This window comes from Klenkia sp. AC732 (assembly GCF_979256525.1).
In genome coordinates, this window is the sequence record NZ_CEEDOS010000021.1 from 21,397 (window position 1) to 34,469 (window position 13,073).

A 13,073-nucleotide genomic window follows, 5' to 3' on the forward strand; every position below is an offset into this window, starting at 1 on the left:
GAGCCTGCAGCCCGTACGGGTGACGCCCTCAGACGGCCGCGACGACCTCGGCGAGCCGCTGGGCGACGGCGTCGGCCTGCTCCTGGGTGGGGGCCTCGACCATCACCCGGACCAGCTGCTCGGTGCCCGAGGGACGCAGCAGCACCCGGCCGCTGTCCCCGAGCTCGGCCTCGACGTCGTTGACGGCGCGGGCGACGTCGTCGCTCTCCACGACGGCGAGCCGGTCGCTGACGGGCACGTTGACCAGGACCTGCGGCAGCTTCTGCACCACCGACGCCAGCTCGGCCAGCGACTGGCCGGTGGCCGACATCCGGGACAGCAGGGCCAGTCCGGTGAGCAGGCCGTCCCCGGTGGTCGCCCAGTCCAGGAAGACCAGGTGGCCCGACTGCTCGCCACCCAGCGAGAGCCCGCGGGAGCGCAGCGCCTCGAGCACGTAGCGGTCCCCGACGGCGGTGGTGGCCACGGTGATGCCGGCGTCGCGCATCGTGTGGTGGAAGCCCAGGTTGCTCATCACCGTGGCGACGACGGTGTCGTCCACCAGGTTGCCGCTCTCGTGCAGCGCCAGGGCGCAGATCGCCAGGATCTCGTCGCCGTCGACCAGGTCGCCCCGGGCGGTCACGGCCAGGCAGCGGTCGGCGTCGCCGTCGTGGGCGATGCCGATGTCGGCCCCGGTCCGGGCGACGGCGGCCTGCAGCGGTCCCAGGTGGGTGGAGCCGATGCCCTCGTTGATGTTCCACCCGTCGGGCTCGCCGCCGATCACGTGCACGGTGGCACCGGCCCGGCGGTAGACCTCCGGGGCGCAGCGCGAGGCTGCCCCGTGCGCGCAGTCCACGACGACGCGCAGCCCGGACAGCGGCTGCCGCAGCGCCGACAGCACGTGGTCGGTGTAGTCCTCGGCGGCGTTCGGCAGGTCCCGGACCCGGCCGACCCCGCCCCCGGTGGGCCGGTGGTCGGGGGCGTCGGCAGGGGTCAGGTGGCCGGCGATGCGCCGTTCGATGGCCGCCTCGACCGCGTCGGGCAGCTTGTGCCCGCCGCGGGAGAACAGCTTGATGCCGTTGTCGGGCATCGGGTTGTGACTGGCGGAGATCATCACGCCCAGGTCGGCGCCGGTCCGACCGGTGAGGAACGCGACGGCCGGGGTGGGGACGACGCCCACCCGCAGCACCTCGGCACCGGCGCTGGTGAGGCCCGCGACGACCGCGGCCTCCAGCATCTCCCCGCTCGCGCGGGGGTCGCGGCCGACGACCGCGACGGGACGCGAGGTCCCGTCGCGGTCGGCGAGCACGCTGGCGGCAGCACGTGCCACCGAGAGGGCCAACTCCGGCGTGAGGTCGGCGTTGGCCCGACCCCGGACGCCGTCGGTCCCGAAGAGGCGACCCACGGACTACCCGGTCAGCGCTTGGAGTACTGGGGCGCCTTGCGCGCCTTCTTCAGGCCGTACTTCTTGCGCTCGATGACCCGGGGGTCACGAGTCAGGAAGCCGGCCTTCTTGAGGGCCGGACGGTCCTCGGGCTCGACCTCGATGAGCGCGCGGGCGATCGCCAGGCGCAGCGCGCCGGCCTGCCCGGAGACGCCGCCGCCGTTGAGCAGCGCGACGACGTCGTACTGCTCGCCCTTCTCCAGGATGGTGAAGGGCTCACGGATGAGCTGCTGGTGGACCTTGTTCGGGAAGTACTCCTCGATGGTCCGGCCGTTGAGCTTGAACTGGCCGGTGCCGGGGAGGAGCCGGACCCGGACGATGGCCTCCTTGCGGCGGCCCACCGTCTGGATCGGGCGGCCGTCGGCGTCGGTCACGGTCTGGGGCGCCGTCATCGGGGTGGTCACTGGGACACCTGCTTGATCTCGTAGGTCTGGGGCAGCTGGGCCTGGTGCGGGTGCTCGGGCCCGGCGTAGACCTTGAGCTTGGAGAGCATCTGCCGGCCCAGCGTGTTGTGCGGCAGCATCCCCTTGACGGCGCGCTCGATCACGCGGTCGGGGCGGGTCTTCAGCTCGTCGCCGACGTTGATCGCCCGCAGACCACCCGGGTAGCCCGAGTGGCGGTAGGCGATCTTGGCGTCGCGCTTGGAGCCGGTCAGCGCCACCTTGCCCGCGTTGATGACGACGACGAAGTCGCCGGTGTCCACGTGCAGGGCGTACTGCGGCTTGTGCTTGCCGCGCAGGAGCTGCGCGGTCTGGCTGGCCAGTCGACCGAGCACCACGTCGGTGGCGTCGATGACGTGCCAGGCCCGGGTGATGTCACCGGGCTTGGGGCTGTATGTGCGCACGGGGGCCCACTTCCTCGTCGTCGGGTGGCTGGTGGATCGCCTCACCGAGCACGGGAGACCGATCAACAGCGCGCGTGCACCAGCCGGCAGCGCGCGCCAACGGAGAACAGTACCAGCCCGCCCAGGCAGCTCAGCCGTCGATGAGGTCGCGCTGGCGCGGGAGCAGGTCGTCCATCTGGGCCGTGTCGTCGATGGCGTCCAGCCCGGTGACGTCGACGCTGGCCAGGTAGGACCCGTACCCGACGTAGCAGCGCTGGTAGAAGCTGCCGCCGCCACCGTCGAAGGCGAAGCACGGGGCCTCCGGCAGCGCCGGCAGGACGAAGGGCGCCCCGCCGAAGGCGGTGGCCTCCAGCTGGGCGAAGCCCACGTAGGCGGCGTTGGACTGCGCGGAGCTGGGGAAGGCGTACAGCGCCACCGCGAAGTCCAGCCCCAGCCCCTCGTCGGTGGACTGCTTGGCGAAGAAGCCGCTGAGCCCGTTGGTGGTCAGCAGCTCGCGCTCCACGACCGGGTCGATGGCCAGCCGCAGGTAGCCCTCCAGGTCGTAGGTGCCGGTGAACCGGTTGAGGTCACCGGGAGGGTCCAGCGCGAAGGCGGCCAGGCCCAGGTGGTCGTTGGGCAGGTCGGGCACCTGCGCCTGCGGGGTCGGGGTGAAGGTGGCCAGCAGGGCCAGCTGGTCGGTGAGCTGGCGGGTGATCAGGTCCGGCCCGCCGCCGGCCGGGGCGTCCAGGTAGGCGTAGGCCAGCAGGCGACCGGTGGGCACCCAGGCCTGGATCGTGTCCACGGAGCCACCCGCGGAGTCCGACCCGCCGGTGGTCTGCGCGGCGGTGACGCCGAGGCCGGGCAGCTCGACGGGCTGGTGGTCCCCGGCCTCGAAGTCCAGCGCGATCTCGTTGAGGGCGGTGGCCGCAGCGACCGCCGAGTCCGGGTCCGACACCTCGGCGACCAGGGTCAGCGTCCCGTTGTTCGCCGCGTCCTGGGCGCAGTTGCCCCAGCCGGCCACGAAGCCCCACCGGTCCAGCTCCTGCTCGACCCGGCCGTCCCCGAAGTAGAGGGAGTCGACGCTGCGCGCGGTCCCGAAGGGCCCGCTGGGGAAGCAGGAGTCGGTGCGGTCCGGGCTGGTGCTGGCCGCCAGCGACGTCACCGAGGCCAGCCGGCGGGCCTCGGCACCGGTGCCCGGCCCGACCTCGGGGGCCGGGGTGACCTGCCCGGACGGGGCGGCCGTGGTGCTGGGGGCGGCGGTGTCCGAGGGCGGCGCACTGGTCGGGACGGCGCTGGCCGTGCCCTCGACGGTGGACGAGCAACCGGCCAGCAGCGTCACGGCCGCGACGGCGGCGGTCGCCAGGACCCCCCGCGTGCGCACGGTCAGACCACCTCGCGCAGCGCGCCGGTGGTCACGTCGTAGACCGTGCCGCGGACCTCGTGCGAGAGCAGGTAGGGCGTGGCCCGCAGCAGCCGCAGGGACTCCCGGACGTCGTCGTCGACGTCGGTGAAGGTGCGGCCCACCCACGGCGGCCGGTGTCCGGTCGCGGCCTCCACCAGGTCGGCCAGCCCGGCGTCGTCGGTCTTCTGCATCCCGCAGTCGGTGTGGTGCACCAGCACCGTCTCGCGGGTGCCCAGCAGGTGCTGGGAGATGGTCAGGGACCGCAGCGTGTCCTCGGTGACGACGCCACCGGCGTTGCGGATGACGTGGGCGTCCCCGACCTCCAGGCCCAGCAGCGGGAACAGCGGCATCCGGGAGTCCATGCACGCCACCACGGCGACGTGCCGGGCCGGGCGCACCGGCCGGGACCCGGGGAACTGCGCCACCCAGGCGGCGTTGGCGTCGAGGATGCGGTCGATCTCGGTCACCGGGGCAACCTATCGACCCCCGGGCCCCCCGTCACGACGGCCACCGGGCCGCCCGGGCCGCCCGCGGGTGAGGATGGTCCGGTGCGCACGGTCGAGGAACACCAGCAGGTCGTCGCCGCGCTGCTCCGGCAGCCCGGCACCGAGGAGGTGCCGCTGGCCCACGCCGCCGGCCGGGTGCTGGCCGAGGACGTGACCGCCGCCGTCGGGCTGCCCGTCTTCACCAACTCCGCGATGGACGGGTACGCCGCCCGCTGGGCGGACGTCGCGACCGCCTCCGACGACGCCCCGGTCCACCTGCCGGTCGCCGCCGACCTGCCCGCCGGTCGCACCGACGTGCCCGACCTGGCGCCCGGCACCGTGCACCGCATCATGACCGGCGCACCGATGCCCCCGGGCGCCGACGTCGTCGTCCCGGTCGAGCGCACCGACGGCGCCACCGACACCGTCAGGATCAGCAGCGCCCCGGCCCGCGACACCCACGTCCGGCACGCCGGGGAGGACATCGCCCGGGGCGAGGTCGCGCTGTCGGCCGGCGTCGTGCTCGGGTCCTCCCAGCTGGGCCTGGCCGCCTCGGTGGGCCGCTCGACCGTCGTGGTCCGCCGGCGTCCCCGCGTGCTGGTCCTCTCGACCGGGACCGAGCTGGTCGCCCCGGGCGAGCCGCTGGCGCCGGGGCAGATCTACGAGTCCAACTCGCTGCTGCTGGCCACCGCCGTCGAGGCCGCCGGCGGCGAGGCCCGCACACTGCACTTCGTCCCCGACGACGTCGACCAGTTCCTGGCCACCGTGCGGGCGGAGCTGGCCACCGCCGACCTGCTGGTCACCAGCGGCGGGGTCAGCATGGGCGCCTACGAGGTGGTGAAGGACGCCTTCGGGGCGCTGGGCACCGTCGAGTTCGTCAAGGTCGCCATGCAGCCCGGCGGCCCGCAGGGCTGCGGCACCGTGGACGGCGTCCCGGTGGTCACCCTGCCCGGCAACCCGGTGAGCTCCTTCGTGTCCTTCGAGGTCTTCGTGCGGCCCGCCCTCCGCGCCGCGATGGGCATCACCCACCCCCAGCGGCTGCGCACCACCGCCCGGCTCGTCGGCCCCCTGGTCTCCCCCGCCGCCCGCCGCCAGTACCTGCGGGGCTGGTTCGACGCCGGCGAGGTGTCCCAGGTCGGCGGGCCCGGCTCGCACCTGGTCGCGCACCTTGCGCGCGCGAACTGCCTCGTCGTCGTCCCCGAGGACGTCACCGAGCTGCCGGCCGGCAGCGAGGTCGAGGTCGTCCTGATCGAAGGAGCCCTGCAGTGAGCACCGGATTCACCCACCTCGACGCCGCCGGCGCCGCCCGGATGGTCGACGTCACCGGCAAGGAGGTCACCGCCCGGGTGGCGACGGCGGCCGGCCGGGTGCTGGTCAGCCCCGAGGTCGTCGCGCTGCTGCGCGGGGAGGGCGTGCCCAAGGGCGACGCGATCGCCGTCGCCCGGATCGCCGGCATCGCCGGGGCCAAGCGGACCCCCGACCTCATCCCGCTGTGCCACCCGGTCGCCCTGCACGGGGTCACCGTGGACCTCGAGGTCACCGACGAGGCCGTGGAGATCACCGTCACCGCCCGCACCGCGGACCGCACCGGGATCGAGATGGAGGCCCTCACCTCGGTCGCCGTCACCGGGTTGACGGTCATCGACATGGTCAAGGCCGTCGACCCGCGCGCGGTCATCACCGACGTCCGGCTGCTCGCGAAGTCCGGCGGCAAGAAGGGCGACTGGACCCGATGACCCTCCCCACCGGCGCCCGCGCCGTCGTCGTCACCGCCTCCAACCGGGCCTCGGCCGGGGTCTACGAGGACCGCTCCGGCCAGGCGCTGGCCGCCGGGCTCCGCGAGCTCGGCTTCGCCGTCGAGGGCCCGCACGTCCGCCCCGACGACGTCGAGGCCCTCGCCGCGGTGCTGCGCGAGGCCGTGGCCTCCGGCGCCGACGTCGTCCTCACCACCGGCGGGACCGGGCTCACCCCCACCGACGTCACCCCCGAGGCGACCCGGCTGGTGATCGAGCGGGAGGCACCGGGCATCGCCGACGCCGTCCGCCGGTACGGGCAGCCCGCCGTGCCCACCGCCGTCCTGTCCCGTGGGCTCGCCGGCACCGCGGGGCGCACCCTGGTGGTCAACCTCCCCGGGTCCACCGGCGGGGTCCGCGACGGGCTCGCGGTGCTCGGGCCGCTGCTGCCCCACGTGGTGAGCCAGCTCCGCGGCGGCGATCACTGAGCCGGGAGCACCAACCGGCGGGTGTGGCTGTAGACGTTGCACCCGTCGCCGCGGAGGAAGCCGATCAGCGTGATGCCGGTGGACTCCGCCAGCTCCACGGCCAGCGAGCTCGGCGCCGACACCGCCGCCAGCACCGGGACGCCGGCCATCGCGGCCTTCTGGGTCAACTCGAAGCTGGAGCGCCCGCTGACCATGAGCACGTGCCCGGCCAGCGGCAGCCGCCCGGCACGCACCGCGTCCCCGACCACCTTGTCCACCGCGTTGTGCCGGCCGACGTCCTCCCGCAGGGCCACCAGCTCGCCCTCGGCGGTGAACAGGCCCGCGGCGTGCAGCCCACCGGTCCGGTCGAACACGGCCTGGGCCGCACGCAGCCGGTCCGGCAGCGCCAGCAGCGTCGCCAGCGTCAACCGGGTCTCGTCCCCGGGGACGTCGAAGACCGTCTTGGTGCGGATCGCGTCGATGCTGGCCTTGCCGCAGACCCCGCACGAACTGGTCGTGTAGAAGTTCCGGTCCAGCGCCGTGTCCGGGGCCTCGACACCGGGCGCCAGGTCGACGTCGACCACGTTGTAGGTGTTGCGGCCGCTGTCGTCGACCGAGTCGCAGTAGCGCAGCGAGGAGACGTCGTCCAGGGACCGGATGACGCCCTCGGTGGCCAGGAACCCGTGTACCAGGTCGAAGTCGTCGCCGGGGGTCCGCATGGTGACCGCGAGCGGCGTCCCGTCCAGCCGGATCTCCAGCGGCTCCTCGCTCGCCACGGTGTCCGGGCGGGTGACGTGCTGGTCGCCCCGGATGCGCAGCACCGGTGTCCGGCTGGTGACTCGTCCCACGCGGACGACCGTACCCACCGTCGGCCACCTAGCGTCTGCCCCGTGGACGAGCAGGCACCGGACGACGACCGGGCGGGGCGGCTGCCCGCCTACGCCGCCCTCGTGCTGGCCGGTGGCCGCGCGGCCCGGCTGGGCGGGCAGCCCAAGCCCCAGCTGCAGGTCGGTGGGCGGTCGATGCTCGAGGCGGTCCTCGCCGCCGTGGCCGACGCCGACGAGCGGGTCGTCGTGGGCCCGCCCCAGCCCGTGCCGACGGGGGTGACCGTGGTGCGGGAGCAGCCCCCCGGCGGCGGGCCGGTACCCGCGATGCGCGCGGGTCTGGCCGCCGTCACCACCGAGGTGGTCGCCGTCCTCGCGGCGGACCTGCCGTTCCTCACCGCCGAGGTGGTCAGCGCCCTGCGCGAGCGGCTCACCGGAGACGGCGTCCTGGTCGTCGACGCCACCGGCCGGGACCAGTTCCTGCTGGGGGTCTGGCGCACCGCCGCCCTGCGCGCAGCCGTCGCCGACGTCCGCGGCCCCACCTCGGTACGGGCCGTGCTGTCCCCGCTCGCCGTCCGCCGGTACCGGCCCGACCTGGTGCCGGGCACCCCGCCGCCCTGGACCGACTGCGACACCCCGGCCGAGCTGGGCCGCGCCCGGGCCGCAGCACCGCCCGCCTGAGCCCCGGCACCCGCCGACGAGCGGTGTGACGCCGGGCGCTGACTGCCCGACCGCCCCCGGGGTACGTGTCCCCCATGCGCATCGTCATCGCAGGAGCCCACGGACAGATCGCCCGACGCCTCACCCGGCTGCTCACCGGACGCGGGGACACCGTCGTGGGCATCGTCCGCAACCCCGACCACACCCAGGACCTCACCTCCGACGGCGCCGAGCCCGTCGTCCTCGACCTCGAGCAGGCCTCCGTCGACGACGTCGCCGGCGTCCTCCGCGGCGCCGACGGGGTGGTGTTCGCCGCCGGCGGCGGACCCGACAGCGGCATCGCCCGCAAGGACTCCGTCGACCGCGGCGCCGCCGTGCTGCTCGCCGACGCTGCCGAGGCCGCCGGTGTGCGCCCCTACCTGCTGGTGTCCTCCGTCGGTGTGGACGCCGTCGCCGACGGTGCCACCCCCGAGGGCATGGGCGAGGTCTTCGTGGCCTACCTGCGCGCCAAGCTCGCGGCCGAGCAGGCCGTGCTCCCCCGCCCCGCACTGGACGTCACCGTCGTCCGACCGGTCACGCTCACGGACGACCCCGGCACCGGCCGGGTCGAGCTCGCCCGGCACGTCGAGCACGGCGAGGTCACCCGGGACGACGTCGCAGCCGTCCTCGTCGCCCTGCTCGACGACCCCAAGACCGGTGCCGTCGTGGAGCTGCGTGGCGGCGACGTCCCGGTGGTGGAGGCCGTCGCCGCCGTCGTCTGAGCGTGGCGCAGCGGTCAGTCGTCGTCGCGGCGGGCCCGGGTCACCCGGGTCCGCGCGGCGAGCTGGTCCTCCGGCGGGTAGTCCACCCGGATCAGCGTGAGCCCGCCGGCAGGTGCCACCGGCACGTCGTCGGCCCGGCTGGTGCGGCTCAGCAGCGACGCCGGCCAGTCCGGTGGGCGCCGTCCCTCCCCCACGGCCAGCAGCCCGCCGACCAGGCTGCGCACCATCGAGTGGCAGAACGCGTCGGCCGACGCCGAGACCGTCACCAGGTCGCCGTCGCGCACGACGTCCAGGTCGGTGAGGACCCGGATCGTGGTCGCGCCCTCACGGCGCCGGCAGAACGCCGCGAAGTCGTGCTGGCCCAGGAGCAGCGCCGCCGCCACCCGCATGGCCGGGACGTCGAGAGTGCGCGGCCAGCCCACCGTGTCCGCGCGCCGCAGCGGAGGAGGGCCGGTGACCGCATCGGTCAGCCGGTAGACGTAGTGCCGCCCCAGGGCGGCGAACCGGGCGTCGAAGTCCCCGGGCACCACCTGGGCCGAGGTCACCGCGATGTCCCCGCTCAGCACGCCGCGCAGTCTGCGCAGCAGCTTGGGCTGGTGCTGGGACCACAGGTGGGCCGGCAGGTCGGTGTGGGCCACCTGACCGGTCGCGTGGACACCGGCATCGGTGCGCCCGGCGACGGTCAGCCCCACGTCGTGCCGCAACACCATCGCCAGGGCCAGCTCGAGCTCTCCCTGCACGGTGCGCTGGTCGGGCTGCCGCGCCCAGCCGTGCAGCGCCGTGCCGTCGTAGGACACCCCCAGCCGGACGCGGACGAGCCCGCCACCGGTGTCGGTGGCGGGCTCGTCGGCCGTGCTGTGGTTCAGCGCTGCGTCACTTCGGGTCGGGCTGGGACTCCCCGCCGGGGGCGGCGTCGCCGGTGGTGGCGGCGTCGCCCACCTCGGCGGCGTTCACCTCGGCAGCAGCGGCCTCGGCGACCTCGGGCGAGAGGGCGTCGTCGGCGACGACGACACCGTTCTCGGCCGTGGGCTGCGCGTCGGTGGTGTTCTCGTCCTGGACCTCACCGTCGGGGGTGAAGACCTCGGTCGTGGTGGCCTCGGCGTCGGCCTGGTCGCTGGCCTCGTCGGCGATCTCCTCGCTGGAGGCAGTGACCTCGCCGGCGGCGGAGGCAGCCCCGGCCCCGGCCGCGAAGCGGGTGCCGCGAGCGCGCTCGGCCTCGCCGACGGCCTGCTGGCCGACCGTGAGGGCCTCGACGAGCTCGATGACGGCCATCGGCGCGTTGTCGCCCTTGCGGGGGCCGACCTTCGTGATGCGGGTGTAGCCACCGGGGCGGTTCTCGAAGCGAGGACCGATCTCGGCGAAGAGGTGGTGCACGACGTTCTTGTCGCGGACGGTCGTCATGACCTGGCGACGGGCGTGCAGGTCGCCCTTCTTGGCCAGCGTGACGAGCTTCTCGGCCAGCGGACGCAGCCGCTTGGCCTTGGTCTCGGTGGTGGTGATCCGGCCGTGCTCGAACAGCGCGGTGGCCAGGTTGGCCAGCATCAGCCGCTCGTGCGACGGAGATCCGCCGAGGCGGGGGCCCTTGGTGGGGGTGGGCATGTCGATCCCTTCTCAGGCCGCCGGAGAACTGTGCCGGCCGCGCGTCTTCTGATGGGTGGTGCTCCGGTCCCGGTGGTCCGGGGTGCCGGCGGGAGCCCGCCGACGACGGCCCCGAGGGGCAGTCGCCGGCGGAGTCCGTCGATCAGAGCTGCTCGGTCTCCCGGAAGTCGCCCTCGGTGTACTCCTGGCCGTCCGCGTACTGCGTCTCGCCCGGGAAGCTCTCGTCGTAGGTCTCGTCGTAGCTCTCCACCGAGGTGGGGACGAATCCGGGCGGGCTGTCCTTGAGCGCGAGGCCCATGGCGGCCAGCTTCAGCTTGACCTCGTCGATGGACTTCGCGCCGAAGTTGCGGATGTCCAGCAGGTCGGCCTCGGAGCGGGTGACGAGCTCACCGACGGTGTGCACGCCCTCGCGCTTGAGACAGTTGTAGGACCGGACGGTGAGGTCCATGTCCTCGATCGGCATCGAGAAGTTGGCGATGTCGGCGGCCTCGGCCGGGCTGGGGCCGACCTCGATGCCCTCGGCGTCGACGTTGAGCTCGCGCAGCAGGCCGAAGAGCTCCACCAGGGTCGAGCCGGCGGAAGCGATCGCGTCACGGGGCTCGATGGAGGGCTTGGTCTCGACGTCGACGACCAGACGGTCGAAGTCGGTGCGCTGCTCGACGCGGGTGGCCTCGACGGCGTAGGTCACCTTCAGCACCGGGGAGTAGATCGAGTCCACGGGGATCCGACCGATCTCCTGGCCGGGCTGCTTGTTCTGGGTGGCCGGCACGTAGCCACGGCCACGTTCGACGACGAGCTCGATCTCCAGACGGCCCTTGGCGTTCAGGGTCGCGATGTGCAGCTCGGGGTTGTGCACCTCGACACCGGCCGGGGGCGCGATGTCGGCGGCGGTGACCTCACCGGGGCCCTGCTTGCGCAGGTACATCGTCACCGGCTCGTCGGAGTCGGAGCTGACGACCAGGCCCTTGAGGTTCAGGATCAGCTCGGTGACGTCCTCCTTGACCCCGGGCACGGTGGTGAACTCGTGCAGGGTGCCCTCGATGCGGATGCTGGTGACAGCGGCGCCGGGGATCGAGGACAGCAGGGTGCGGCGGAGCGAGTTGCCGAGGGTGTAGCCGAAGCCGGGCTCCAGCGGCTCGATGACGAACCGCGAGCGCTGGGCGTCGATCGTCTCTTCGGTCAGGGTGGGGCGCTGTGCGATGAGCATGTGGTTCTCCTCCAGGTCCGCCGGCGACCGCTATATGACGCCGAGGGGGATGGTGCCGGCGGGACGGACATCTGTCCGTCCGTCCCGCCGTCGTGCTGCCGCGTGGTGCTGCGGGTCGTTCAGTGGTGCAGGTGCGTCACTTGGAGTACAGCTCGACGATCAGCTGCTCCTGGACGGGGGTGTCGATCACCTGACGGGCCGGGATCGAGTGGACCAGCACCTTGAGCTGGCTGCTGATCACCTCCAGCCACGCCGGGACCGGACGCGAGCCGGCCTCGGCCTGCGCCACCTGGAACGGGACCATCTCGACGGACTTCGCAGCCACCTCGACGATGTCGTTCGCGGTCACCCGGTAGGACGGGATGTCGACCTTGCGGCCGTTGACCTTGATGTGGCCGTGACGCACCAGCTGGCGCGACATGTCACGGGACTTCGCGAAGCCGGCGCGGTAGACCACGTTGTCCAGGCGGGACTCGAGGATCTGCAGCAGGACCTCACCGGTCTTGCCCGACTTCTTGTTGGCCTCTTCGTAGTAGCCGCGGAACTGCTTCTCCAGCACGCCGTAGATGCGACGGGCCTTCTGCTTCTCACGCAGCTGCAGGAGGTACTCGCTGTCCTTGGTGCGACCGCGACCGTGCTCACCCGGGGGGTAGGGACGGATCTCGATCGGGCACTTGGCAGACTCGCACTTGCTGCCCTTGAGGAACAGCTTCATCTTCTCGCGCCGGCACAGGCGGCAGTCGGCTCCGGTGTAACGGGCCACGGTGGTGTCTCCCTGTTTTTCTAAGAGTCAGGAGCGTCGGGTCAGACCCGGCGACGCTTCTTGGGGCGGCAGCCGTTGTGCGGCTGGGGGGTGACGTCGGAGATCTGCCCGACCTCCAGGCCCGTGGCCTGCAGGGAGCGGATGGCGGTCTCGCGGCCGGAGCCGGGACCCTTCACGAAGACGTCGACCTTCCGCATGCCGTGCTCCTGCGCCTTGCGCGCGGCGCTCTCGGCAGCCATCTGCGCCGCGAACGGCGTGGACTTGCGGGAGCCCTTGAACCCGACGTGGCCGGCCGAGGCCCAGCTGATGACGTTCCCCGTGGGGTCCGTGATCGACACGATCGTGTTGTTGAAGGTGCTCTTGATGTGCGCCGCACCGTGAGCGACGTTCTTCTTCTCCTTGCGGCGCACCTTCTTGGCGCCTGCCGCGCGTGCCCTGGGAGGCATGACTCTCTTCTCTGTTCGTGGCCTGGGTGGAGCAGGGGTGGAGCGCCCGGTCGCCCCCTCTGCGGGGGCACGACGACCGGGCCGAGGCGCCTAGGCCCTCAGCGGGCCTTCTTCTTGCCGGCGATGGTCTTGCGCGGGCCCTTGGACGAACGCGCGTTGGTCTTGGTGCGCTGTCCGCGCACGGGCAGACCGCGGCGGTGACGCAGACCCTGGTAGCAACCGATCTCCACCTTGCGGCGGATGTCGGCAGCGACCTCGCGGCGCAGGTCACCCTCGACGCGGAAGTGCTCGTCGATGTAGTCGCGGAGCTTCAGCAGGTCCTCGTCCGAGAGGTCCTTGGCACGCAGGTCCGGGCTCACGCCCGTCGCCTCCAAGGTGGCCTTCGCCGAGGTCCGGCCGATGCCGTAGATGTAGGTGAGCGCGATCTCCATGCGCTTCTCGCGGGGGAGATCGACGCCAGCCAGTCGTGCCATGTCCTGTACT

At 73.3% G+C, this 13,073-nt stretch carries 17 protein-coding genes; 5 read left to right on the forward strand and 12 right to left on the reverse strand.

Annotated elements, in window-relative coordinates; all coding sequences use genetic code 11:
• Positions 1-28 precede the first annotated feature (28 nt).
• The 5 genes from glmM to AC0IVP_RS11800 form a co-directional block, all read right to left on the reverse strand.
• Complete coding sequence (gene glmM / locus AC0IVP_RS11780; RefSeq protein ID WP_056289105.1) at positions 29-1,381, reverse strand: phosphoglucosamine mutase; 1,353 nt, start codon at positions 1,379-1,381, stop codon at positions 29-31.
• An 11-nt stretch (positions 1,382-1,392) separates the two neighbouring features.
• Positions 1,393-1,824: a 30S ribosomal protein S9 gene (gene rpsI / locus AC0IVP_RS11785; RefSeq protein WP_471756747.1), complete on the reverse strand. Its 432-nt coding sequence runs from the start codon at positions 1,822-1,824 to the stop codon at positions 1,393-1,395.
• A complete protein-coding gene (rplM, locus tag AC0IVP_RS11790) occupies positions 1,821-2,264 on the reverse strand; it encodes a 50S ribosomal protein L13 (RefSeq protein ID WP_056289109.1) in 444 nt (147 codons plus the stop codon). The genes rpsI and rplM overlap by 4 nt, the downstream gene beginning before the upstream one ends.
• A 130-nt stretch (positions 2,265-2,394) precedes the next feature.
• On the reverse strand, positions 2,395-3,624 hold the full coding sequence (locus tag AC0IVP_RS11795; protein ID WP_471756749.1) for a DUF7373 family lipoprotein: 1,230 nt from the start codon (positions 3,622-3,624) through the stop codon (positions 2,395-2,397).
• 2 nt (positions 3,625-3,626) lie between these two features.
• Positions 3,627-4,112 carry a beta-class carbonic anhydrase gene (locus AC0IVP_RS11800; protein ID WP_056289117.1) on the reverse strand — a complete coding sequence of 162 codons (486 nt, stop codon included), beginning with the start codon at positions 4,110-4,112 and terminating at the stop codon, positions 3,627-3,629.
• 81 nt (positions 4,113-4,193) lie between these two features.
• Here AC0IVP_RS11800 and moeA point away from each other — a divergent pair, with 81 nt between their 5' ends.
• From moeA to AC0IVP_RS11815, 3 genes are read left to right on the forward strand one after another with little or no spacing between them, the layout of a single operon-like run.
• Positions 4,194-5,399 (forward strand): molybdopterin molybdotransferase MoeA, encoded by a 1,206-nt coding sequence (gene moeA / locus AC0IVP_RS11805; RefSeq protein ID WP_471756751.1) that lies wholly within the window; start codon positions 4,194-4,196, stop codon positions 5,397-5,399.
• The gene (moaC, locus tag AC0IVP_RS11810; RefSeq protein ID WP_056289125.1) at positions 5,396-5,866 is read left to right on the forward strand and encodes a cyclic pyranopterin monophosphate synthase MoaC; all 471 of its coding nucleotides are present in this window, start codon (positions 5,396-5,398) and stop codon (positions 5,864-5,866) included. Before moeA ends, moaC begins: the two co-directional genes overlap by 4 nt.
• Complete coding sequence (locus tag AC0IVP_RS11815; protein WP_056289128.1) at positions 5,863-6,351, forward strand: MogA/MoaB family molybdenum cofactor biosynthesis protein; 489 nt, start codon at positions 5,863-5,865, stop codon at positions 6,349-6,351. The genes moaC and AC0IVP_RS11815 overlap by 4 nt, the downstream gene beginning before the upstream one ends.
• On the opposite strand, the gene fdhD is transcribed toward AC0IVP_RS11815, so the two are convergent.
• Entirely contained in the window at positions 6,345-7,178 is an 834-nt protein-coding gene (gene fdhD, locus AC0IVP_RS11820; RefSeq protein ID WP_056289131.1) for a formate dehydrogenase accessory sulfurtransferase FdhD, read from the reverse strand. The two genes, AC0IVP_RS11815 and fdhD, sit on opposite strands and share 7 nt — an antisense overlap.
• Positions 7,179-7,220: 42 nt before the next feature.
• Between fdhD and mobA the strand changes: the two genes are divergently transcribed.
• Together mobA and AC0IVP_RS11830 are read left to right on the forward strand one after the other, a co-directional pair.
• Positions 7,221-7,835 (forward strand): molybdenum cofactor guanylyltransferase, encoded by a 615-nt coding sequence (mobA, locus tag AC0IVP_RS11825; RefSeq protein WP_471756753.1) that lies wholly within the window; start codon positions 7,221-7,223, stop codon positions 7,833-7,835.
• 74 nt (positions 7,836-7,909) lie between these two features.
• Entirely contained in the window at positions 7,910-8,575 is a 666-nt protein-coding gene (locus tag AC0IVP_RS11830; protein ID WP_471756755.1) for an SDR family oxidoreductase, read from the forward strand.
• Between the two features lie 14 nt (positions 8,576-8,589).
• Here AC0IVP_RS11830 and truA read toward each other — a convergent pair whose 3' ends face one another.
• From truA to rpsM, 6 genes are all read right to left on the reverse strand, one after another.
• Positions 8,590-9,372: a tRNA pseudouridine(38-40) synthase TruA gene (gene truA, locus AC0IVP_RS11835; protein ID WP_471756758.1), complete on the reverse strand. Its 783-nt coding sequence runs from the start codon at positions 9,370-9,372 to the stop codon at positions 8,590-8,592.
• 76 nt (positions 9,373-9,448) lie between these two features.
• A complete protein-coding gene (gene rplQ, locus AC0IVP_RS11840; protein ID WP_056289143.1) occupies positions 9,449-10,174 on the reverse strand; it encodes a 50S ribosomal protein L17 in 726 nt (241 codons plus the stop codon).
• A gap of 142 nt (positions 10,175-10,316) precedes the next feature.
• The gene (locus AC0IVP_RS11845; RefSeq protein ID WP_056289144.1) at positions 10,317-11,381 is read right to left on the reverse strand and encodes a DNA-directed RNA polymerase subunit alpha; all 1,065 of its coding nucleotides are present in this window, start codon (positions 11,379-11,381) and stop codon (positions 10,317-10,319) included.
• Between the two features lie 136 nt (positions 11,382-11,517).
• Positions 11,518-12,144 carry a 30S ribosomal protein S4 gene (gene rpsD, locus AC0IVP_RS11850; RefSeq protein WP_056289148.1) on the reverse strand — a complete coding sequence of 209 codons (627 nt, stop codon included), beginning with the start codon at positions 12,142-12,144 and terminating at the stop codon, positions 11,518-11,520.
• 41 nt (positions 12,145-12,185) lie between these two features.
• On the reverse strand, positions 12,186-12,590 hold the full coding sequence (gene rpsK / locus AC0IVP_RS11855) for a 30S ribosomal protein S11 (protein ID WP_056289151.1): 405 nt from the start codon (positions 12,588-12,590) through the stop codon (positions 12,186-12,188).
• 98 nt (positions 12,591-12,688) lie between these two features.
• Positions 12,689-13,063, reverse strand: coding sequence for a 30S ribosomal protein S13 (rpsM, locus tag AC0IVP_RS11860; protein WP_056289154.1), 375 nt, complete (start codon positions 13,061-13,063; stop codon positions 12,689-12,691).
• Between the last annotated feature and the right edge of the window lie 10 nt (positions 13,064-13,073).

What these genes read in the sequence shown, in the direction of transcription:
- rplQ (WP_056289143.1), bottom strand. Translation starts at nt 10,174, where the DNA reads ATGCCCACCCCCACCAAGGGCCCCCGCCTCGGCGGATCTCCGTCGCAC.
- rpsK (WP_056289151.1), bottom strand. Translation starts at nt 12,590, where the DNA reads ATGCCTCCCAGGGCACGCGCGGCAGGCGCCAAGAAGGTGCGCCGCAAG.
- rpsM (WP_056289154.1), bottom strand. Translation starts at nt 13,063, where the DNA reads ATGGCACGACTGGCTGGCGTCGATCTCCCCCGCGAGAAGCGCATGGAG.
- AC0IVP_RS11830 (WP_471756755.1), top strand. Translation starts at nt 7,910, where the DNA reads ATGCGCATCGTCATCGCAGGAGCCCACGGACAGATCGCCCGACGCCTC.
- AC0IVP_RS11815 (WP_056289128.1), top strand. Translation starts at nt 5,863, where the DNA reads ATGACCCTCCCCACCGGCGCCCGCGCCGTCGTCGTCACCGCCTCCAAC.
- AC0IVP_RS11845 (WP_056289144.1), bottom strand. Translation starts at nt 11,381, where the DNA reads ATGCTCATCGCACAGCGCCCCACCCTGACCGAAGAGACGATCGACGCC.